This window comes from Arthrobacter alpinus (assembly GCF_900105965.1).
GTDB lineage: Bacteria > Actinomycetota > Actinomycetes > Actinomycetales > Micrococcaceae > Specibacter > Specibacter alpinus.
The window spans coordinates 792,453-814,132 of the sequence record NZ_FNTV01000001.1; the positions used below are offsets into that span (position 1 = coordinate 792,453).

Annotated in this window: 23 protein-coding genes; 18 read left to right on the forward strand and 5 right to left on the reverse strand. The window is 62.4% G+C overall.

Annotation, left to right across the window (positions count from 1 at the left end):
* Positions 1-16: 16 nt before the first annotated feature.
* The 4 genes from BLV41_RS03605 to BLV41_RS03620 all read right to left on the reverse strand — a co-directional run bounded on the left by BLV41_RS03605 (position 17) and on the right by BLV41_RS03620 (position 3,025).
* The gene (locus tag BLV41_RS03605; RefSeq protein WP_074710551.1) at positions 17-1,081 is read right to left on the reverse strand and encodes a FecCD family ABC transporter permease; all 1,065 of its coding nucleotides are present in this window, start codon (positions 1,079-1,081) and stop codon (positions 17-19) included.
* A gap of 291 nt (positions 1,082-1,372) precedes the next feature.
* Complete coding sequence (locus tag BLV41_RS03610; protein WP_074710553.1) at positions 1,373-1,915, reverse strand: hypothetical protein; 543 nt, start codon at positions 1,913-1,915, stop codon at positions 1,373-1,375.
* Positions 1,912-2,289 carry a PadR family transcriptional regulator gene (locus BLV41_RS03615; RefSeq protein WP_074710555.1) on the reverse strand — a complete coding sequence of 126 codons (378 nt, stop codon included), beginning with the start codon at positions 2,287-2,289 and terminating at the stop codon, positions 1,912-1,914. The genes BLV41_RS03610 and BLV41_RS03615 overlap by 4 nt, the downstream gene beginning before the upstream one ends.
* Positions 2,290-2,419: 130 nt before the next feature.
* A complete protein-coding gene (locus BLV41_RS03620) occupies positions 2,420-3,025 on the reverse strand; it encodes an acVLRF1 family peptidyl-tRNA hydrolase (protein ID WP_074710557.1) in 606 nt (201 codons plus the stop codon).
* 31 nt (positions 3,026-3,056) lie between these two features.
* On the opposite strand from BLV41_RS03620, the gene BLV41_RS03625 reads away from it, so the two are divergent.
* From BLV41_RS03625 to nusB, 14 genes are all read left to right on the forward strand, one after another.
* The gene (locus tag BLV41_RS03625; RefSeq protein ID WP_074710559.1) at positions 3,057-4,493 is read left to right on the forward strand and encodes a replication-associated recombination protein A; all 1,437 of its coding nucleotides are present in this window, start codon (positions 3,057-3,059) and stop codon (positions 4,491-4,493) included.
* A gap of 343 nt (positions 4,494-4,836) precedes the next feature.
* Positions 4,837-5,463 carry a 30S ribosomal protein S4 gene (rpsD, locus tag BLV41_RS03630; RefSeq protein ID WP_044575438.1) on the forward strand — a complete coding sequence of 209 codons (627 nt, stop codon included), beginning with the start codon at positions 4,837-4,839 and terminating at the stop codon, positions 5,461-5,463.
* Between the two features lie 193 nt (positions 5,464-5,656).
* A complete protein-coding gene (locus BLV41_RS03635) occupies positions 5,657-6,031 on the forward strand; it encodes a DUF948 domain-containing protein (protein ID WP_058945606.1) in 375 nt (124 codons plus the stop codon).
* A 52-nt stretch (positions 6,032-6,083) separates the two neighbouring features.
* A complete protein-coding gene (locus BLV41_RS03640; RefSeq protein ID WP_074710561.1) occupies positions 6,084-6,341 on the forward strand; it encodes a hypothetical protein in 258 nt (85 codons plus the stop codon).
* 69 nt (positions 6,342-6,410) lie between these two features.
* On the forward strand, positions 6,411-9,092 hold the full coding sequence (gene alaS, locus BLV41_RS03645; protein WP_074710563.1) for an alanine--tRNA ligase: 2,682 nt from the start codon (positions 6,411-6,413) through the stop codon (positions 9,090-9,092).
* Positions 9,093-9,150: 58 nt separating this feature from the next.
* The gene (gene ruvX, locus BLV41_RS03650; RefSeq protein WP_083360908.1) at positions 9,151-9,690 is read left to right on the forward strand and encodes a Holliday junction resolvase RuvX; all 540 of its coding nucleotides are present in this window, start codon (positions 9,151-9,153) and stop codon (positions 9,688-9,690) included.
* A complete protein-coding gene (mltG, locus tag BLV41_RS03655; RefSeq protein WP_074710567.1) occupies positions 9,687-11,039 on the forward strand; it encodes an endolytic transglycosylase MltG in 1,353 nt (450 codons plus the stop codon). Before ruvX ends, mltG begins: the two co-directional genes overlap by 4 nt.
* Positions 11,040-11,948 (forward strand): shikimate dehydrogenase, encoded by a 909-nt coding sequence (locus BLV41_RS03660; RefSeq protein WP_074710569.1) that lies wholly within the window; start codon positions 11,040-11,042, stop codon positions 11,946-11,948.
* A 5-nt stretch (positions 11,949-11,953) separates the two neighbouring features.
* The gene (gene aroC / locus BLV41_RS03665; RefSeq protein WP_044575425.1) at positions 11,954-13,153 is read left to right on the forward strand and encodes a chorismate synthase; all 1,200 of its coding nucleotides are present in this window, start codon (positions 11,954-11,956) and stop codon (positions 13,151-13,153) included.
* A 51-nt stretch (positions 13,154-13,204) separates the two neighbouring features.
* Entirely contained in the window at positions 13,205-13,774 is a 570-nt protein-coding gene (locus BLV41_RS03670; RefSeq protein WP_044575424.1) for a shikimate kinase, read from the forward strand.
* A 9-nt stretch (positions 13,775-13,783) separates the two neighbouring features.
* Entirely contained in the window at positions 13,784-14,887 is a 1,104-nt protein-coding gene (gene aroB / locus BLV41_RS03675; protein WP_074713086.1) for a 3-dehydroquinate synthase, read from the forward strand.
* 1 nt (position 14,888) lies between these two features.
* On the forward strand, positions 14,889-15,389 hold the full coding sequence (locus BLV41_RS03680; RefSeq protein WP_074710571.1) for a tetratricopeptide repeat protein: 501 nt from the start codon (positions 14,889-14,891) through the stop codon (positions 15,387-15,389).
* 134 nt (positions 15,390-15,523) lie between these two features.
* Entirely contained in the window at positions 15,524-16,087 is a 564-nt protein-coding gene (efp, locus tag BLV41_RS03685) for an elongation factor P (protein WP_044575421.1), read from the forward strand.
* A complete protein-coding gene (gene nusB / locus BLV41_RS03690; RefSeq protein WP_044575419.1) occupies positions 16,087-16,533 on the forward strand; it encodes a transcription antitermination factor NusB in 447 nt (148 codons plus the stop codon). Before efp ends, nusB begins: the two co-directional genes overlap by 1 nt.
* A gap of 53 nt (positions 16,534-16,586) precedes the next feature.
* Here nusB and BLV41_RS03695 read toward each other — a convergent pair whose 3' ends face one another.
* Positions 16,587-17,999: a PrsW family intramembrane metalloprotease gene (locus BLV41_RS03695; RefSeq protein ID WP_074710573.1), complete on the reverse strand. Its 1,413-nt coding sequence runs from the start codon at positions 17,997-17,999 to the stop codon at positions 16,587-16,589.
* 176 nt (positions 18,000-18,175) lie between these two features.
* On the opposite strand from BLV41_RS03695, the gene pyrR reads away from it, so the two are divergent.
* From pyrR to BLV41_RS03715, 4 genes are read left to right on the forward strand one after another with little or no spacing between them, the layout of a single operon-like run.
* On the forward strand, positions 18,176-18,787 hold the full coding sequence (gene pyrR, locus BLV41_RS03700; RefSeq protein WP_074710575.1) for a bifunctional pyr operon transcriptional regulator/uracil phosphoribosyltransferase PyrR: 612 nt from the start codon (positions 18,176-18,178) through the stop codon (positions 18,785-18,787).
* A complete protein-coding gene (locus BLV41_RS03705) occupies positions 18,784-19,833 on the forward strand; it encodes an aspartate carbamoyltransferase catalytic subunit (RefSeq protein WP_074710577.1) in 1,050 nt (349 codons plus the stop codon). The genes pyrR and BLV41_RS03705 overlap by 4 nt, the downstream gene beginning before the upstream one ends.
* A complete protein-coding gene (locus BLV41_RS03710; protein WP_074710579.1) occupies positions 19,830-21,158 on the forward strand; it encodes a dihydroorotase in 1,329 nt (442 codons plus the stop codon). Before BLV41_RS03705 ends, BLV41_RS03710 begins: the two co-directional genes overlap by 4 nt.
* A complete protein-coding gene (locus tag BLV41_RS03715) occupies positions 21,155-21,679 on the forward strand; it encodes a PH-like domain-containing protein (protein WP_044575408.1) in 525 nt (174 codons plus the stop codon). Before BLV41_RS03710 ends, BLV41_RS03715 begins: the two co-directional genes overlap by 4 nt.
* The last annotated feature ends 1 nt before the right edge of the window (position 21,680 follow it).

Here is a 21,680-nt window from a genome sequence, read left to right on the forward strand (position 1 = left end):
ATTCATCACTGTGTTGTCAGCTTCCGGGGTGCATGCGTCGCAGGAGGTGCAGCAGAAAAGGGGCGCCGACAAGGGCAGTGATGATTCCGATCGGCAGTTCCTGGGGCTGCATCAGGGTGCGGGCCAACAAGTCTGCCCACACCAGGAAAATGGCGCCTAGCAGCGCTGACACCGGAACCACCCAAACATGGGCCGCACCGACAATTCGGCGGGCAAGATGCGGAATCACCAAACCAACAAATCCAATGCTGCCTGAGGCGGCCACCACCACGCCGATGCACAATGAAACCACCACCAGCAACTGGGTGCGGAACCGGGCTGGGGAGATGCCCAGGACAAGAGCCGTTTCGTCCCCGATCGCCATGGCGTCGAGCCGCCGACCCCACAGTGTCAGCACCATGCCGGTGGCGAACACAACCATGGCAACGACAGCCAGTGGACTGCCCCAGGCGGCCAGCGACAGGGATCCTAGGAGCCAGAACATCATGGATCTGGCCCCTTCGGCGGACCCGGAGGCGAAGATGAGGAAACTCGTGACAGCAGTCAGGGCATAGCCAATGGCCACGCCGGACAGCAACAGTCTCAGGGAGGTTACGCGGCCTGCGGATCGGGCGACCAAGAGCACCATGAGGGACGCGGCCAGCGCACCAGCAAAGGCGCTGACAGAGAGCGCGTGTTCACCCAGGCCCAGTCCAACGCCGAAAAGCATCATGGCAGCGGCTCCGGTGGAAGCTCCCGAATTGATTCCCAACAGGTACGGGTCCGCAAGCATATTGCGCACCATCGCTTGGAGTGCCACCCCACACATTGCCAGCCCGGATCCGACAGCGGCGCCCAGGAGAATACGCGGAAAACGGACACCCCAGACGATGGCGTCAGCCGTCGCATCCGGATGCGGTCCCGGGCTGATCTGCGCCAAGTGGAATCCCAAGATCCTTGCCACGGTTCCCGGAGCAATTGTTACAGGGCCCATGGCGACTGCCATGACCGTGGAAACAACGAACGCAATGCACAAAGAAACGAGCCACGTCGTGTTTCTGCGCCGACGCCGGGAACGCCCGAGCGGGTCTGACGCTGCCAAATTTCGGGTGGCAAGGGACTTGTTTTTGCGCGCGGCAAGGCCGGGCTTGGAATAGAAAATGGTTGCCTCCGAGGGGATGTTCTCAGCATAACTACTTGGTCTCAGATGGCAAATGGGATTGAGCGGCCCCTGTGGTGCCGCTCAATTCCCTGTCAAGTCAATAGCCGGAGCAAGCTGCACTCGGCGCGGAATCGGTCATGCGGTTGCGCCATGGGCAGCACCTGTGGGCCGACTCCGTGGGGAATGCCGCCAGCTGCGTGGCAAAGAGAACAATCGACCCCGCCACGCCGCTTAGCTGGGCCGACGGCGGAAGACCCGCCAGGCCCGGCTTGCACCAATGAATGCAAGGGCCGCCAGTCCTAGGGGGATCCACAGTGCGGCGTCTCCGCTCCACCCAATTCCGATGCCCTCAGGGGTGGAGAATGCCAAGACGTCCACGGAGAAGAAGTGTGAGTTGAATTCCCCGCCTGCCTGGTGGGCCACTGACAGCATGCCCAGGGTATAGGTGAGCCCGAGAATCCAATACACCATCAGTGCCGCCATTCCGGCCGCCACTCCTGCAGTCCACAAAACGCGTTTCTTGGACGTGCCCTCGGCATAGCTGGCGGCCAATGCGCTGGGCTGGCCGAGTCCTGAAATAACCTCCTGCAGAGTGTTAATGTCAGATTCGGCGTCAATGATGTTGCGCAGATCGTTGAGAATCTCCTTGCGGCGGCGGCCGGGGACGCGCCCGTCAAGGAACAGGTCCACCTTGAGCAGGTACCATTCCCGCCGTGCGGTGTGGCCCAGTCCGCGCGGGTGGTCCACGCCCAACTCCTGGTGGCTTGAATTCATGGCTTGCTCCGATCTGTTGGCTGCTCTGAAGTATGGATGGCGGGGGAGAGGCCGCGCTCGGCCACATCGGCAATGTCCCGCCATCTCCGCGCCGCATCGGCCCGGGCCAACTGGCCTTGCTCGGTCAACAAGTAGTATTTTCTGGCCGGTCCTGACTGGGATTTCTGTGTGTAGCTGCTGAGCAGGCCATCGCGTTCGAACCGGCTGAGCACGGGGTAGACGGCGCCCGTTGCCAGATCGGCCAGGCCCAGGTCCCGCAGGCGTTCCACCAAGTCGTAGCCGTACGATTCCCGCTCACCCAACAACGCGAGAATCAGCATGGGCAACACGCCGCGCAGAAGCTGGGGGTCGTGCGGTTCGGATGGTTTGTCCATCCTGGTAGTCTGCCACAACTATTAGTCAGTGACTAGTAGTTCTCAGGCCATGGAAAGCAAGCTGATCGAGAGTGTGGTCGCCTCAAGGGGAAGTGGCTCGGAAGGCGTGGCTGCGTTCCGGCTGAGCTGGTCAGGCCACAGCGTCGGTGATCGTGATGCGAATGGAGCAAAAATCCGCAGCTGCCCGCGTCAGCACATCCATCTTCGGGTCCACCACAGCCAGGGGTGCCAGCCGGGAGTGTCCTGCATACCGGCGCAGGGCCGGGGCAGCCAGGGTGGACTCCACCAGCAGCTTGTCGCCGCCCGTGGCCAGGTATTCAAAGTTCGCTGTGCTAAAGATCCGGGCAGCTTCCTGCGCGGCGCGTTCGGCCACGGCAGCACCGGCATCCCCGCCGCGGGACCGTGCCGAGGCACTGCCCACCTTGTGCGCCACGAGTTTCCCGCCGACGGCCACACCCACGGCAAAGCCGCCGCGGCGCACCAGCAGGAGCCCCAACTGGCGCTCCTGCGCTGCCAAGGCCGCCAGGCGCTCAATGAGTCCGGCGCCGCGGCCTGGCCTTCCGTCGGCCGGCCAAGGCGGAGTAAGCAGCGCGGTGGCGCCGTCGCGCATGGCCAGCAAAACGCCGTCGTCCGTGTCCTCGATGGCACTCAGGCCCCCATGGGCGGCGGAGAAGCGGTCCGCCCAACCGGTCAGTCGATCGGCGGGGACAAATGCGGTGCGGCGGGCTAGGTTCACGCTGCCAGACTACCGGGGATAGCCTAGAGGGGTGAGTGACCTTTTTAGCAGTGCCCTTGACGGCGATGACACGGACGACGACGGATCCCTCACCTTTGGCGGTGGGCAGGCGCAGCCGTCCTCGCGTCCTCGCAGCCCGTTGGCCGTGCGCATGCGTCCGCGCAGCCTGGATGAAGTTGTGGGCCAGCAACATCTCCTTGGGGCCGGGTCGCCGCTGCAAATGTTGGCTGCCGGTGGCAACGCCGGGGGAGCCGCGGGCCCGGCTTCGGTCATGCTGTGGGGTCCTCCGGGAACCGGAAAGACCACCTTGGCGCATGTGATCGCCCGCGGGCCGGGACGAAAGTTTGTCGAACTGTCCGCGATTACCGCCGGCGTCAAGGATGTTCGACGGGTCATGGACCAGGCATTGACGGACCGGGATCTGCACGGCCGGACAACTGTCTTGTTCCTCGATGAGATCCACCGCTTCAACAAGGCCCAGCAGGACGCGCTGCTGCCCGGGGTGGAAAACCGCTGGGTGGTGCTGATCGCCGCGACCACCGAAAACCCCTCCTTTTCCGTGGTGGCGCCGCTGCTTTCCCGATCGATTCTGCTGACCCTGCAACCCTTGACGAACACCGATATTCAGGGGCTCCTTGAGCGGGCCGTCACGGACCAGCGCGGCCTGGACGGATTGGTCACCGTAACCGAGGACGCCATGGACCACCTGGTCAGGCTTGCCAGTGGTGACGCTCGCCGCGCCCTCACCACGCTTGAGGCCGCCGCCGGTGTTGCGCTTTCCGAACTGGAAGGCACTGTCCTTGAAGCCGCCGACGGGCCCGTGACTGTTGACCTAGCCGTGGCCGAACGGGCCATCGACGCCGCGGCCGTTCGGTATGACCGCGCCGGAGACCAGCACTATGACATCATCAGTGCCTTCATTAAATCGGTGCGTGGCTCCGATGTTGACGCCGCACTGCACTACCTGGCGCGCATGCTGGAAGCGGGTGAGGACCCGCGCTTTATCAGCCGCCGGATCATGATCTCAGCCTCTGAGGACGTTGGCATGGCCGACCCCACCGCACTGCAGGTAGCCGTCGCCGCGGCTCAGGCCGTGGCCCTGATTGGCATGCCGGAGGCTCGGATTATCCTTGCCCAAGCCGTGGTCCATGTGGCCACGGCGCCAAAATCAAACGCTTCCTACAACGGCATCAACTCGGCCATTGCCGATGTCCGGGCAGGCAGGGGAACCACAGTTCCAGCCCCGTTGCGCGATGCCCACTATGCGGGCTCCGCGGGGCTGGGCCATGGCAAGGGATACATTTACGCCCACGACGCCCCGCATTCCATTGCCGTCCAGCAGTATCCGCCGGATGACCTGGTGGGAAAAAACTACTACACGCCCACGGCCAACGGGCATGAACGCGACCTCGGCCCGAGGCTCACCCGCCTGCGGGAGATCATCCGCGGCGCAGGCACCGGCAAATAGCGTCCAAGCCGCTGAAAACGGGGCCAAGCCGCGAGAACGGTTTATCTCTACACCGTTCTCACGGCTTGGCCCCGGTTTCGGTGAATCCATGCAGCGCGGCCCCACCCATGCCTACCTCACGGCTGGTGCTCGCGCGATGGTGGCCGTTGCGGTGATAGACTGGGTGGCGCACTGGCAAGCTCTGGCTCCATGCACAACCTCACTTGGATTGGAAGCGGGTATTCCCGCGCTTTTGAGTGAGTTGTTGTTCATGCCCAGGTGCTGTAGCAATGGGCGGCAATAGCCCCAACTCTCCATAATGGAGGCCAGCCAAACACATATTGCAAATATTGGAAGGACACAAGTGGCTAACAACACACGTGCCCGCCGTCAGGCTCGCCTTTCGCGAGCCCTCGGCATTGCTTTGACCCCGAAGGCAGCCAAGTACCTCGAGCGCCGCCCGTACGGCCCCGGTGAGCATGGTCGCGCCCGCAAGAAGCAGGACAGCGACTACGCGGTACGCTTGCGCGAAAAGCAGCGTCTGCGCGCCCAGTACGGCATCCGCGAAGCGCAGCTGACGCGTGCATTCGAAGAAGCCAAGCGCACCAAGGGCATGACCGGTGAAAACCTGGTTGAGCTGTTGGAAACCCGTTTGGACGCCCTGGTTCTGCGTGCAGGCTTCGCCCGCACCACCGCCCAGGCACGCCAGCTGGTTGTTCACCGCCACATCATGGTTGACGGCGCCCGCGTGGACCGCCCGTCGTTCCGCGTTGCCGAGGGTCAGCTGATCCACGTGCACCCGCGCAGCGAGACCATGGCTCCGTTGCAGCTTGCTGCAGCCGGCGCACACCGCGACGTGCTCCCCGCCGTCCCGGCTTACTTGGACGTGAAGCTGGAGAGCCTGCAGGCTCGCCTGGTTCGCAAGCCCAAGCGCGTTGAGGTTCCCGTAACCTGTGAAGAGCAGCTCGTCGTGGAATTCTACTCACGCTAATAATCATTGGCGAAGTAGAGCTGCGATCTTTTCGAAGCTTGAAACACAAAACAGCCCGTGGCAACCGCCGCGGGCTGTTTTGTAGCCAAAATACCCTCATATGTGGACTAAGGTGTCTTGGGGAAAGAAGTTGCCTGCAGGAAGTTAATTCGACGGCAGCGTCCAACGATCAAGGAATTAAGGCGGCGCACACATGAGTGGTGGCGACATTGCAGGATTGATTGCGGCTGGGGTCTTTGCCATCCTCGTCGCATTGTTGGCTGTCCCGATTCTCAAGCTGGGCCGGGTCTTCGATGAAATCCGGACCACCATCAAGCAGATTGGCGACGGCACCACGCCGCTCATTGACGAGGTCACCGCCACAGTCGCAACAACCAACACCCAATTGGGCAAGGTAGATGGCATCTCCAACAATGTCTCCGATGCCACCGCTAACATCTCCGCTCTTTCGGCGCTCATCGCGGCTACGATCGGCTCTCCGCTGATCAAGGTTGCAGCCTTTTCCTACGGCGTGCGTCAAGCATTTGAGAACCGTGGGAAAGCCGCACGCCCCAAGCGCAGCCGCTAACGGATATCCACCGGTTGTATAGGACGCACGAATTCAGCAAGGGACGTAGCTCATGAAGAAGATTTTTTGGCTAGGAGTAGGTATCACCATTGGTGTGATCGCCGCCCGAAAGATTGCCGCAGCTCAAGGGGCGATCGGTCCGGAAGGCCTCAACCGCGCCGTTGGCCGTGTCAGCGATGCCGTCCATGACTTTGCCGATGCCTTGCGTGAGAACATGGATGAGCGGGAAAGCGACCTGCGTCTTGCCCTCGGGATTGACCAGGCGCCGGAACAAGCACGTCAGGTGCAGCACGCACAGCACCTGAAATAAAAAAGTTTTGCAAGAGAAGAACATTTAATCGTTTTGCCAGCTAGAACTATTGAAGGAGCCACCAGGCTAATGAAATCGCACGACATTGCACGCCGCTGGGTAGATTTTTTTGCCAGCAAGTCACACACCCCCGTGCCCTCGGCCTCCCTGGTGTCCTCCGACCCGTCGCTGTTGTTCACGGTGGCCGGCATGGTTCCCTTCATCCCGTACCTGACCGCGCGCGAGGTTCCGCCCTTCAAGCGCGCCACGAGCGTGCAAAAGTGCATCCGTACCGGTGACATTGACGAGGTTGGCAAGACCGTCCGCCACGGCACCTTCTTCCAGATGTGCGGCAACTTCTCCTTCGGTGACTACTTCAAGGAAACGGCCATCCCGTACGCCTGGGAGCTGCTGACAAGTTCCGTGGAAGACGGCGGTTTTGGCCTGCCCGTCGAGAGGCTCTGGGTCACGGTCTACGAAGAGGACGACGAGGCGCTGGAGATCTGGCGCGACAAGGTTGGCGTTGCCCCCGACCGTATTCAGCGCATTGGCAAGGAAGATAACTACTGGTCCACCGGCCAGCCCGGCCCGGCCGGCCCGTGTTCGGAAATTTTCTACGACCGCGGCGCCCAATACGGCATCGATGGCGGCCCCGTCGCAGATGAAACTCGCTACATTGAGATCTGGAACCTCGTGTTCATGCAGTACCAGATTGACAATGTCCGCTCCAAGGTTGACTTTGACGTGGTTGGCGAACTGCCCAACAAGAACATCGACACGGGCCTTGGCTTGGAACGATTGGCCATGATTCTCCAGGGCGTGGAGAACATGTACGAAACCGATCAGGTTCGTCCCGTCCTGGACAAGGCTGCAGAGCTTTCCGGCAAGACTTACACCTCCACCGAGGATCCGGCAGACCCGCACCACACAGACGACGTGCGCATGCGCGTGGTGGCCGACCACATTCGTTCCTCGCTCATGCTCATTTCCGACGGCGTGACCCCCTCCAACGAGGGCCGCGGCTACGTACTGCGCCGCCTGATCCGCCGTGCCGTGCGCGCCATGCGCCTGCTCGGCGTGGAAACAGCCGTGCTGCCCGAGCTGCTGCCTGTCTCTCGCGACGCCATGAAGGGCGCCTACCCGGCCGTCGCCGATGACTTCGCCCGGATCTCGCGCATTGCCTACGCAGAAGAGCGATCCTTCCTGCGCACCATCGCCAGCGGAACCGCTCGCCTGGAAGAAGCCGTCAAGGAATCCAAGGCAGCCAACAACCCGCTCTCGGGTGAAGAGGCCTTCGCCTTGCATGACACTTACGGCTTCCCGATCGACCTGACCCTGGAAATGGCCGGCGAAGCCGGTTTGGCCGTTGACGAGGCGGGCTTCCGGGCCCTCATGCTCGAGCAGCGCCAGCGTGCCCAGAAGGACGCCAAGGCCAAGAAGAGCGGTCACGCAGACCTCTCGATCTTCCACGAGATCCTGGCGCAGGGCGAGACGGTCTTTACCGGCTACAAGGAGTTGGAAGGTGAAGGGCGCGTGCGTTCCATCCTTTCCAATGGTGCGCACGTGCAGCACGCCTCCACAGGAGATGAGATCTCGCTGGTTCTGGACGCCACCCCCTTCTACGCCGAAGCCGGTGGCCAGGCTGCCGATACCGGCCTCATCACCGGTGATGGTTTCGTCGTCGAGGTTTTGGATGTGCAAAAGCCCATCAAGGGCCTGAGCGTCCACAAGGCGATCGTGCGCGAAGGCGAACTTCCGGCTGACGCATTGGTACGGGCCGCCGTCGACCGTGAACGCCGTCATGCCGCTGAGCAGGCGCACACCGGCACACACATTGTGCACGCGGCACTGCACCAGATCCTCGGCCCGGAGGCCACCCAGCGTGGTTCGTTCAACAAGGCCGGTTACCTGCGCTTTGACTTCGCCTGGGGCGAGGGCCTGAGCACGGCCACCCGTTCGGAAATTGAAGAGGTGGCCAACATCGCCATCCGCAACAACTTCCGCGTTGACACCAAGGTCATGGACCTGGACGCAGCCAAGGCCCTCGGCGCCATGGCGCTGTTCGGTGAAAACTACGGCAGCGAAGTACGCGTCGTTGAGATCGACGGCGCCTGGTCCCGCGAGCTGTGTGGTGGCACGCATGTGGACAGCACCTCCCGCATCGGGTCCCTGACCCTGTTGGGTGAGCAATCCGTAGGCTCGGGAAACCGCCGTGTTGAGGCGTTTGTGGGCATGGATGCCTTCCGCCACCTGGCCGCCGAGCGTGCCCTCGTGACGGAGCTGACTGACATGCTCAAGGTCCCTTCCAGCCTCCTGCAGGAGCGTGTGGCGGCGACCTTGGCCAAGCTCAAGACGGCCGAGAAGGAACTTGACCGCATGCGCAAGGAGCAGCTCACCGCCGCAGCGGCCAACCTTGTGGGTTCCGCCGTGGATGCCAACGGCGTGCGTGTCATTGCGCACGACGCCGGTGAGGTCGGCAGCGCCGATGACCTCCGTGGTCTGGCGCTCGATTTGCGTGACCGCCTGGGCTCGGCTCCGGCAACTGTCGCCATCGCCGGTGCCAGCAACGGCCGTCCGATCATCCTCGTTGTCACCAACGATGGGGCCCGCCAGGCAGGTATCAAGGCCGGCAACCTCGTCAAGACCGCTTCCGGCATCCTTGGCGGTGGCGGTGGCGGCAAGCCCGACATGGCTCAGGGTGGAGGCTCGGATGTCGGCGCGATTGGCGCGGCACTGACGGCCATCAGCGACGCCGTGAAGAACCGACCGTAGGGCCGGCGTGTCGGAGCTGAAATTCCCGCAGGGGGTCAAGCTGGGCGTGGACGTTGGAATGGTCCGCGTTGGCTTGGCCGCCTGTGACCCTGATGGTATTCTGGCCACCCCGGTCAAGACTCTGAGCCGGGATATGAAGAAAAACAGCGACGTCAAGGTTGTTGTCAAGGAGGCCGCCGCCCGCGGAGCCGTCCAGATCTTCGTTGGCCTGCCACGGACCATGAAGGGTGAGGAAAAAGCCTCCGCAGAAATGGCGCGCAGCTACGCAGCCGTTCTGGTTGCGCAGCTGCAGACCGCCGAGCTGAACGTTCCCGTGCACCTGATCGACGAGCGGCTGACAACTGTTAGCGCGCACCAGGCATTGCACAAAGCTGGAGTGAACAGCCGCGAACACCGTAAAGTAGTAGACCAAGTGGCCGCTGTTGAGATCTTGCAGCACGCCATCGACATGCAAAAGGCGCGCAATGCCAATGTTGGCCAGGCCGTGCGCAAATCTGCTCCGGGTGTTGTGGGGACTGCCGGGACATCTGAACACGAAGAGGAATCCACCATTTCCACGCAAATTGGCGTGCCTGAAGAAACGATCCAGGCACCATGAGTGAGCCGTACCGCGGCCGAGCAGACGCGCCCCACGAAGGTGACCAAGGCGCCGCGGAGTACCACGAGGGCCGCCATGCCGGAGCTTACGCCGAGTACTACGAAGCGGAGCAACAGGAGGCCTCGTTCCACGACGCCCCGTACGATGAAGCTGCGTACGATGACTCTGCGTACCATGAGGCTGAGGTTCACGACCCGGAATTTCACGAGTCTGACTACCACGCTGAAGTCCACCATGACGAGCCGTACGCACCGCTGCCCTCACGGCGCAGCAGCCGTGTGTCCAAGCGTGTCCAAAAGCGTCGCCGCAGTCTGGCGTTCTTTGTTGTTGTGGTCTTGTTTATCGGTGTTGTGTTGTTCGCGGTACAGGCCATCAAGCCCATGCTCGGCGGAATGAAGGCAGCCGATTATCCGGGGCCCGGAACCGGCGCTGTGGAGTTTGTGATTCCCGATGGTGCCACGGGCCGCACGGTGGCCACGGATCTTAAGGCCAAGGACGTTGTGGCCAGCGAGCAGGCGTTCCTTGACGCCTTGACGGCCGCCGACGGTACTGCAGCTCTGCAACCGGGCACGTTCAACCTGAAGACACAGATGAAGGCCTCCGACGCCGTCACGGTTCTGTTGGCTGTCAGCAATGAAAAGGTCCACTATGCCGCCGTGGCGCAGAACTTGCGCATTGGCGATACCCTGGCCGTCTTGGCGGAGGGCACCGGCATTCCGGAAACCGAATTTGAAAAGTTGGCGAACCAGCCGGCCCTCTTTGGGCTGCCTGCGCAGGCCAAGAATCTGGAAGGCTACCTTTCGCCGGGCGAGTACCGTTTCCCAATTGAGCTTGATGCCAAGGGAATCCTGACTCAAATGGTGGAGGCCACCAAGAAGTCTTTGACGGACACCGGCATCAAAGATCCGGCTGACCAGTACCGGGTGTTGACCATTGCCAGCATCATTGAATTTGAAGGAAACAAGGCCAACTACGCCAAGATTTCCGGCGCCATTGAAAACCGTATCAACAACGCCAATGGCGAAACCGGTGGACGTCTGGAATCAGACGCCACGGTTGCCTATGGTTTGGGTTTGAAGACGTACAACATTACGGCTGAGCAAAAGGCCGACAAGTCCAATCTGTACAACACCTTCGCCAATCCTGGCCTTCCGGTCGGGCCCATCGGTTCACCAGGGATCGAGGCCATCGTGGCCGCGGCGCATCCCGAGACCAACCCGTACTACTTCTGGGTGACGGTTGATCTCAAGACAGGCGAGACGCTGTATGCCGCCACGTTTGCCGAGCACCTGGTAAACGTTGCCAAGTACACGGCGTGGTGCGAGGCCAACGCGGGGGAGTGCAAGTAAGTGCTCACCTCCCGCCAAGGAGCGGTTCTGGGTCACCCGATTGGGCACTCGAAATCGCCCGCTCTCCACAACGCCGCCTACCAGGAACTCGGCGTCAACTTCAGTTACCGTGCCATTGACGTTGAGGTTGACGGACTCGCAGCACTCATGGCTCAGGTGCGAGCAGAGGGCAATTGGTACGGCCTGTCCGTCACCATGCCCTTGAAGAATGCGGCCGTAGACCTGGTCGATGAGCTGACTGACGTTGCCCGAACCTTGGGTGCTGTGAACACCATCATCGCCACCAACGACGACGACGGGGCCACCCGCCTGCGCGGCGACAACACCGATGTGGCAGGGATTGTGAACGCGCTCCGCCATTCAGGCGTTGGGGAGCGCCCGCGTGCCGCCATCCTAGGCGGCGGCGGCACGGCCGTCTCGGCCATTGCGGCGCTCGTTGATCTGGACGCCACCGAAGTTGTGGTGTTTGTTCGCAACCTGCCCAAAGCCGCAGAGACCATGGAAGTGGCGGTGGCACTGGGTGCGCCGGCCACCCTTGAGACCTTTGACCGCGCGGCAGCAACACTGGGCCGGTTCGACGTCGTTATTTCGACCCTGCCGCCGCGCGCAGCGGACGGCCTTGCCTCAGGGTTCGCCGCCACGGGGGATCAAGCGGACGGTGTGCTCCTGGACGTGGCCTACGATCCCTGGCCCAGCGCGCTGGCACAGGCGTGGGAATCCCGCGGTGGCACTGTTGTGGCCGGAATTGAGATGCTGCTTTATCAAGGTGTTGAACAAGTCAAGCTGTTCGCGGAGGCCGGAGGATACGGCACGCTCGCAACAGACAAACAAGGGGACGTCATCAATGTGATGTGCGACGCAATTGGCGTCCACAGGCGGAAACCCTATGAACAGAACATGGCAGGATAGAGAGTATGTTGCGTTGGTTGACCGCCGGAGAATCACATGGCCCGGCCCTTGTGGGAATTATTGAAGGCGTCCCTGCCGGTGTGGAGCTTACGAGCGCCCACATCCAGGACGCCCTGGCCCGCCGCCGCCTTGGCTATGGCCGCGGAGCCCGGATGAAGTTTGAGCAGGACGTCGTCACCATTCTCGGTGGCGTCCGGCACGGGCTGACTCAGGGTGGTCCCGTTGCGATCCAGATTGCCAACTCGGAATGGCCCAAGTGGGAGCAGATCATGTCTGCTGACCCCGTGGATGCCACAGAGCTGGAGGGACAGGCCCGCAACGCACCCCTGACGCGTCCGCGCCCCGGACATGCAGACTTTACAGGCATGCAAAAGTACGGCTTCAGCGAGGCCCGCCCCGTCCTGGAACGCGCCAGCGCCCGTGAGACCGCCACCCGTGTGGCCCTCGGTGTGGTTGCCGCCCAGATCCTGGCTGCCGTTGGCGTTGAGCTCGTGAGCCACACAGTACAGATTGCCGGCGTTGCCTCTCCTGAGAGCGCCGTACTGCCCGTCTTTGCCGATGTCGCTGCACTGGATGCCGATCCGCTGCGGTGCTTTGATGCCGCAACCTCCGCCGCCATGGTGGAAGAGGTGGACACCGCCCAGAAGCAGGGCGAAACCCTCGGCGGTGTTGTTGAGGTTCTGGCCTACAACCTGCCTCCCGGCCTGGGTAGCTACGTTCACTGGGACCGTCGTCTGGATTCACGTCTGGCCGGTGCCCTCATGGGCATCCAGGCCATCAAGGGTGTTGAAGTGGGCGACGGCTTCGCCACCGCCGCTCGTCGGGGTTCCGCCGCACACGATGAGATTGTTCGTGACGAATCAGGCCGCATCACCCGCACCTCCAACCGCGCAGGCGGCATTGAGGGTGGCATGAGCATCGGCGACGTCCTGCGTGTGCGTGCGGCCATGAAGCCCATCGCCACCGTGCCGCGCGCACTGAGGACGATTGACGTCGCCACGGGCGAGCCCGCCAAGGCCCACCACCAGCGTTCGGATGTGTGTGCCGTTCCCGCCGCAGGCGTGGTTGCCGAGGCCATGACGGCGTTGGTTCTCGCCGAGGCCCTTGTGGAAAAATTCGGTGGGGACTCAATCGCCGAAACCAAGCGGAACATGGACAGCTACCTGGCGGCCATTCCGGCGAACTTGGATACGCTGGGCCACTGATGATGCGGTGTCGCTGATGCGAACCTGGCTACTTCCCCTGCGAGGCCAGTAATGGGCCATCGCAGGGAACCCGGGTCCACGGACTTCACGCCGGAACGGCCCATCGTCATGATCGGGCCCATGGCCGTGGGCAAGTCGGTGATCGGTGCAGAACTGGCACGCGTGCTGGGTGTTGACTTCATCGACTCCGATCACAAGATTGTCGCCAAGCATGGGTCCGTTCCGCGGATTTTTGCCGCCAGGGGAGAGCACCACTTTCGCCAGCTTGAGGCCCGGGCAATCGCCGATGTCCTGGATGTGCCCAAGCCCAAGATTGTGGTGCTCTCCCTCGGGGGCGGGGCCGTCCTGGATTCCGGGACACAGCAGCTGCTGGCCCGTGCAACGGTGGTCTTCCTCAGTGCTGACATTGAAACGGTCAAGGAACGCATCACCCGCAATACCGGCCGGCCCTTGCTTGCCGCGGACCCGGTAGCCACGTGGCAACGCCTCGCGGCAACCCGCGGCCCCGTATACGCCCGCCTCGCCGACATCACGCTGGATGTCAGCAATTCAAATGTGCCGCAGCTTGTTGAGCGGCTGATCCACTTGCTGGAATCAGAATCAAGGAAAGAGAATTCTTAACCCGTGAACATCCAGAACACTCCCACCGTCCCAAACACTGTCATCAAGGTCACTGGCGTCCTGCCGCATGAGAACTACGACGTCGTAGTGGGCCGTGGGCTCCTGGCTCAGCTTCCAGCATTGCTGGGTGAGCGGGTCAAGAAAGTTTTGGTGATCCACCCCCGTGCGCTGCGCATGACCGGTGACACCGTCAGGGACGATCTTGAGGCCGCCGGGTTCACCGCCCTGACTGCCGAGATTCCCGATGCCGAGGAAGGCAAGCACATTCAGGTGGCCTCCTTCTGCTGGGAAGTCCTTGGCAAGAATGATTTCACCCGATCCGACGCCATCGTGGCAGTGGGAGGCGGCGCAGTGACCGACCTCGGCGGCTTCGTCGCGGCCACGTGGCTGCGCGGAGTCAAGGTAGTGCACATCCCCACCTCGCTCTTGGGCATGGTTGACGCCTCTGTGGGTGGCAAGACCGGCATCAACACGGCCGAAGGCAAGAACCTTGTTGGTGCTTTCCACCCGCCCGCCGGTGTCCTGGTTGACCTGGACACGCTGGCAACGCTGCCGCCGAACGAACTCATCTCAGGCATGGCCGAGGTCATCAAGTGCGGCTTCATTGCCGATCCTGTGATTCTTGACCTGATCGAAGCAAACCCCGAGGCAGTCAAGGACTCCACCTCGCCGGTCCTGCGGGAACTGATCGAGCGCGCCATTGCCGTCAAGGCCAAGGTGGTCTCCGAGGACCTCAAGGAAGCCGGCCTGCGCGAAATCCTGAACTACGGCCACACCCTGGGCCACGCCATTGAGCTGACCGAGCGTTACTCGTGGCGCCACGGTGCAGCCGTTTCCGTAGGCATGATGTTCGCCGCCGAGCTGGCCCGCAGCGTTGGCCGTCTCAGCGATGAAGACGCCGATCGCCACCGCTCCATCCTTGATCTGCTGGGCCTTCCCTTGAGCTACCGCAAGGACCGCTGGCAGGCGCTGCTGGATGCCATGCGCCGCGACAAGAAGACTCGTGGTGACCTGCTGCGCTTTGTGATCCTGGACGGCATTGGACGCCCCCGCGTCCTTGACGTGCCGGATCAATCATTGCTCTTTGCCGCATACCAAGAGATTGCTTCCTAGGATGAGCTTGAAGGATTGGCCCTCAGCCGGATTCCCGGGCACGGCCGTAAACCCGAAAACGCTGCTGCCCGAGGTTGTCGATGAGGAAGCCTGCGAGGCAGCCCTGAGCGAGTCAACCGACGCCGGGGATAGGATCTTTGTTTTGTTGGCCAAGGGGCTGACGGCCGAGGCTGCCGAGGCTGCCGCGGACGCACGCCTTGCCGACCCGTCATCCCTGCGCCTGCAGGTCTTGGACGCGGAGGTTCTGCGAGCCAGCAAAAACTACGACCGTGCCGAAGGAATCCTGCGCACGGTACTGCCGGAAGTCACCGGCACCCCCATGGAACCATGGGTCTTTCAGCAGCTGGGCAAGGTGCACTTCAGCAACGGGCAATTCGAGGCCGCGGCCAAGAACTTTGCCTCATCACTGGACTTGCGTGTAGCTTCCGGATCCGATGCAACAGCCATCTATTCGGCCACCGTCTCACTCAAGCGGGCGCTGGATCTGGCCGAACGCGAGTAACCATGATCCCCGCCATCTTGCCTTTGTGACGCGGTCCACGAGGCGGGGTGGTGGGGATCATGCGGTGTGCGGCGGCCGTGTGCGGTAGTATGGTCAATGGATTTTTGATAATACTTATACGCTAAGAGGCAATTGTGGCAACGACTAACGACATTAAGAACGGAACCGTCCTCAAGCTAGAGGGCCAATTGTGGAACATCATTGAGTTCCAGCACGTCAAGCCGGGCAAGGGTGGTGCCTTTGTGCGCACCAAGATGCGCAACATCCTCTCCGGCAAGGTAGTCGACAAGACCTTCAATGCCGGTCTGAAGATCGAAACCGCCACGGTTGACCGCTCTGACTTCCAGTACCTGTACAAGGACGGCGAAGACTTCGTGTTCATGGACAACGCCAACTACGATCAGCTGACCGTTTCGGGCAAGACCATCGGCGATGCCACGAACTACATGTTGGAAAACATCAACGTGACCATTGCGCTGCACGAAGGTTCACCGCTCTACATCGAGCTGCCGCCGTCTGTTCAGCTGCGCATCACGTACACCGAGCCGGGCCTCCAGGGCGACCGCTCATCCGCAGGCACCAAGCCCGCAACTGTTGAAACCGGTCTCGAAATCCAGGTTCCCTTGTTTGTTGAGAACAACACCCTGGTCAAGGTTGACACCCGCGATGGCAGCTACTTGGGACGTGTTAGCGAGTAGTGGCAAGCAGTCAAAACAGCCCCGAGGGCAAACCGAATTCGGCGCGCAGCAAGGCCCGGCGCCGTGCATTGGACGTCTTGTTCGAGGCAGAACAACGCGAAGTCAGTGCCATGTCGGCCCTGACCGCGCGCCGCGAAAAGATCGACCAGATCATCAACCCGTACACGGTTGACCTGGTTGAGGGTGTCACGGCCATGGCCGAGAACATCGATGAATTCCTCCAGACCTACTCCCAGGGGTGGACACTGGAGCGCATGCCCGCCGTCGACCGCATCATCTTGCGGATTGGTACTTGGGAATTGTTGTACAACGACGACGTCCCCGACGGTGTTGCCGTCAGTGAGGCCGTGGAATTGGCGAAGATGCTCTCAACGGATGAGTCTCCCCAGTTCGTCAACGGCCTCCTGGGCCGTTTGCAGCAGATCAAGCCCACGCTGCTGGCGTAGCCCCATAAAGGTAGCCCGAGTCTGAAAAGACTCGGGCTACCTGCGTTTAATGGCTAGAACGGCGGTGGCTGTTGGTACTGGCTTTGTTGGTACTGCATCTGCTGCGCATGCAGTTGTTGGGCCTGGATCTGCTGGGCCTGCCAGACGGCGGCGGCGTGGCGGCCCAAGAGGTCGCTGCGGACCGTGGTGATCTTGTTCAACAGCGCCATTTCCCGCTCCTGCCCGGTGGCAAAGCGCGTGGCTGCAGGGCTGCCCGCTGCACCCTTGGAATCCACCAAGAGCCGCTGCCGGGTGAATGCAAGGCGGGTGGCGAGCCGGATGAATTCCTTCATGGCAGCTCCGGCACCGAAAGTTTTAGACCAAGCCAACGCGCGACGTCGGCCACCGCCGGTCGCCAGCATCGGTACCTCTTGCGGGGTGAACCATCCGGACGGCACATAATCGGAAAGCCGGTTGCGGGTGAGTTTCGCCTCCGAACGGCGCAACAAGATGATGCCAACAATGAACAGGATGAACAGCGGCACCTGCAACACCACGTACACCAGGAAGAAGTTGGCACCCAGGAACGAGGTGCCATTCCAGAGGCCGTGCAGGAACATGGCCGGGACCAGGCCCACCACCCAAGCTCCCAGAACCATGAGCGTGCCACCGTTTCTGGCGGCGTAGCCAACACAGATGCCCAAGGAAGCCGTAAACATGACATGGGCAAACGGGGACATCAACCCGCGCATCACGAAGATGCCGATCAGCCCGGTAGCTGCGCCGTCGGATTCTTGGAGGGCTTGGCCGAAGTACAGAATGTTCTCGGTGAAGGCGAAACCGGCCGCAATCACGCCCGCATAGACAACCCCGTCGATCGGTCCGTCAAAGGTCCGCCGACGCAGGAAGAACAACAGGAGTACGCCGGCCCCCTTGGACAGCTCCTCCACGAGCGGTGCCTGAATCACGGCGCCCACCATGTCGGCGTCCGCCATGGCGTTGGAACTCATGAGCAGCGGCTGCACCCAGCTGCCTACTACCAGGCTCGTGATGACAGCCATCCCGGCGCCCCAGCAGAATCCCAGTATTAAGGCGGGAACAGGTTCCGGCTCCCACCGATCAATCCAGCGGATGGTGGTGATGCAGATGGCCAGCGGAATCAAGGCCAGTGCGCCACAAATGAGGAAGACGTTGGCGCCGATCGATATCGCAAAGAAGGCCAACGTCAACATTGTTACAAGTCCCAACACACACAGCAGGATGATGTTGGTCACCTTCGTTGCTGAACTACGGGCCTTCTTCACAGCGGCTGTGGGGGCCGGGTGGGCCCAGTATTCTGGTGTCCAACTCACGGCCGGGCCCGGTGACTGTGCGTGGACCTGCAGCGGAGCCTGTTGCTGCGCCTGCGGCAGGGGGGCTTGGGCATACTGCGGTTGTTGCTGTGGGGCGCCTGTGGCGGGGTCACGCCAGTGGCCGGGTTCGCTCATGCCTTCAAGACTAGGGCCACCTGCCACCGCCACAAAGGTGCCGCGCTACAACCCCGAGCGAACGGTGTTGGCGGACTGGGGCGCCGCGGGAGCCACGGGTCGGCTGTGGTATTTTGAGATGTACGCAATCAACCTTTTAATTCCGTCCTGTGAGGCGGGGAAAGGGGACGCGAGAAATGACTAATTCCTCTGACGTGTTCGGGAATAACCAGCCAAGCTCTGCTCCTGCCGCTGTGTCCCGTGTGGTTTTAACGGCCGCGGACATCGAACGGGCACTGACTCGTATCGCCTATGAAATTCTCGAGGCCAACAAGGGCTCCGAAAACCTGCTGTTGTTGGGCATTCCGCGACGCGGCTTCCCCCTGGCTCAGCGGCTGGCCGCCAAATTGGCCGCTACCGATCCTGCTGTGGATCCGGCCGCGATTGTCGGCCAGCTCGATGTCACCATGTTCCGTGACGATCTGGCTTACCAGCCCACAAGGGCTCCCCAAAGCACTAAACTTCCCGTCTCCGGCATCGATGGCAAAACCATTGTTCTCGTCGATGACGTCCTGTATTCCGGACGCACCATCCGCGCAGCCTTGGATGCCTTGGTGGACATAGGACGGCCCCGCGCCGTCCGCCTGGCAGTCCTGGTTGACCGCGGTCACCGTGAACTGCCCATCCGCGCCGATCATGTGGGCAAGAACCTGCCCACGTCCTCCACCGAAAAAGTGCGCGTCCATCTTTCGGAGATCGACGGCGGCCTCGCCGCCAATGACGAAGTTGTCATCGAGGCCGGCGCATGAGGCACCTGCTTGATACCGAAAGCCTCAGCCGGAACAACGCCATCCAAATCCTGGACACGGCTCAGGAGATGTCCGCGGTAGGGGAGCGGGAGATTAAGAAGCTTCCCGCGCTGCGCGGACGCACCGTGGTGAACCTGTTCTTCGAGGATTCCACCCGCACCAGGATTTCCTTTGAAGCCGCGGCCAAGCGTCTTTCGGCAGACGTCATCAACTTCAGCGCCAAGGGCTCCTCCGTGTCCAAGGGCGAGTCGCTGAAGGATACGGCCCAAACACTTGAAGCAATGAGCGCCGACGCCGTGGTCATCAGGCACTGGGCCTCTGGAGCCCCTGCTCGTTTGGCCAACTCGGGTTGGATTGATGCGGCCGTCATCAACGCCGGAGATGGTACACACGCCCACCCAACGCAGGCGCTCCTTGACGCCTTCACAATGCGTGCCCACTGGGCCAAGCTCACCGGAAGCAACTCGGTTGGCGCCGATTTGGCAGGCATGCGCGTCGTGATTGCCGGGGACGTGCTGCACTCCCGCGTGGCACGCTCCAACGTCTGGCTGCTGCGTACCCTCGGTGCCCATGTGACGCTGGTGGCGCCGCCCACCCTGCTGCCCATCGGCGTCGAACATTGGCCTTGCGAGGTCAGCTATGACCTTGACGCGGCGCTGGAAGCCGGTGTGGATGCCGTCATGATGCTGCGTGTTCAGGCCGAACGCATGAATGCATCGTTCTTCCCCTCAACCCGCGAATACGCGCGCCGTTGGGGATTCGACGACGCCCGCCTCGCCAAGCTTGACGCGCTGAACCAAAAAGACACCATCATCATGCACCCGGGCCCCATGAACCGTGGCCTGGAAATCTCTTCAGCCGCCGCCGATTCGCCCCGTTCCACGGTGCTGGCGCAGGTCCGCAACGGTGTCTCGGTCCGCATGGCAGCGCTGTACCTGCTGCTGTCCGGGGATATGCGCGAACCAGCAACTCCCGCCAAAAGCTCCGCCTTCCCGCCCGTTGTGGCGCCGCCCGTTTCAGTACCGTACGTAAAGGACCCCTCATGAGCACCACTAGCTACCTGATCCGTTCGGCGTCCCTGCTGGGCACCACCACGGCAGACATCCTGGTTCGCGATGGCGTCATTGCTGCAGTTGGACCGAACCTAGGCAGCGACGTTGTTGGCGAGGCAACCGTCATCGACGCCGCCGGCCTGGTTGCCCTGCCCGGCATGGTTGATCTGCACACCCACCTGCGCGAACCCGGCCGCGAAGACGCCGAGACCGTGGAAACCGGCACCCGCGCCGCGGCCCTCGGCGGATTCACTGCCGTCCACGCCATGGCCAACAGCTCACCGGTCGCGGACACCGCTGGCGTCGTGGAGCAGGTCTTCACCCTGGGCCGCGAATCCGGCTGGGTTGATGTACGCCCCGTTGGCGCAGTCACGGTTGGCCTGGCCGGCACGCAATTGGCCGAGCTCGGCGCCATGGCGGACTCCCGCGCCCGCGTCCGGGTCTTCTCCGATGACGGGATCTGCGTCAGCGATCCGGTCATGATGCGCCGCGCGCTGGAGTACGTCAAGGCGTTCGACGGCGTGATCGCCCAGCATGCGCAGGAACCGCGCCTCACCGAGGGCGCCCAAATGAACGAGGGCGTTGTCTCGGCCGATCTGGGCCTGGCCGGCTGGCCCGCCGTTGCCGAAGAGTCCATCATCGCCCGCGATGTCCTGTTGGCCCAGCACGTTGGTTCACGCCTTCACGTTTGCCACGTCTCGACGGCAGGGTCCGTGGAGATCATCCGCTGGGCCAAGGAACGCGGCATCTCCGTCACGGCCGAGGTCACCCCACACCACCTGTTGCTGACCGAGGAACTCGTGCGCAGCTACAACCCGGTCTACAAGGTGAACCCGCCGCTGCGCGCCGACGCAGATGTCCACGCCCTGCGTGCGGCCCTCGCTGACGGCACGATCGACATTGTTGGCACCGACCACGCCCCGCACCCCAGCGAAGCGAAGGAATGCGAATGGGCTTCCGCGGCCATGGGCATGACGGGCCTTGAAACGGCTCTCTCCGTGGTGCAGGAAACCATGATCGAAACCGGCCTGATGACGTGGGCGGACTTTGCCCGTGTCACCTCCACCACACCGGCGCAGATTGGCCAGCTGGCCGATCAGGGCCGTCCACTGGAAGCCGGTGAGCCGGCCAACATCGTGTTGGTTGACGCCGCGGCACGCTGGAAGGTTGACCCGAGCGCCATGGCAACCAAGGGCCGCAACTCACCGTTTGCCAGCATGGAACTGCCGGGCAAGGTTGTAGCCACGTTCTTCCACGGCCACCCCACGGTTCTCGACGGGGCACTAAACACTCCCTACCGGCCGGGCGCTGCACAATGAGCAAGGAAGTCTTGATCACGCTCTCGGCGGGTGTGCCGCTGCTGATTATCTTTGGCCTCATGGGCTGGGGCTGGCGCAACAAGCTCAAACGGCAGGGAAACTTAGCCCAACTGCCAGCTGTGCCCCAGGATCTGGGAAACGCTGTGATCAGCGTTCCGGGCCAGTATGTGGTCACCACGGCCGCCGGTGATTGGCTTGACAGGGTAGCCGTTCACGGCCTGGGCATCCGCACTCCGGCAGTGGTCCACGTCCATCCTCGCGGCGTGGTCATCGAGCGTAAAGGCGGCCAAGACATCTACATCGCCACAGATCAACTGACCCAAGTTGAAACTCAGGCCGGAATGGCCGGTAAATTTGTAGAGAAGGACGGGCTGGTGGTCATCGGCTGGAACCTTGCCGACACCGAGGTGGACACCGGGTTCCGCACCACAGAAGCAGGCGCCAAGCGCCCGCTGATTCAAGCATTGCAGGCGCTGCTGCCCCACGGCGGCGAAACAAACAGCAACGGAAAGAACAATTGAG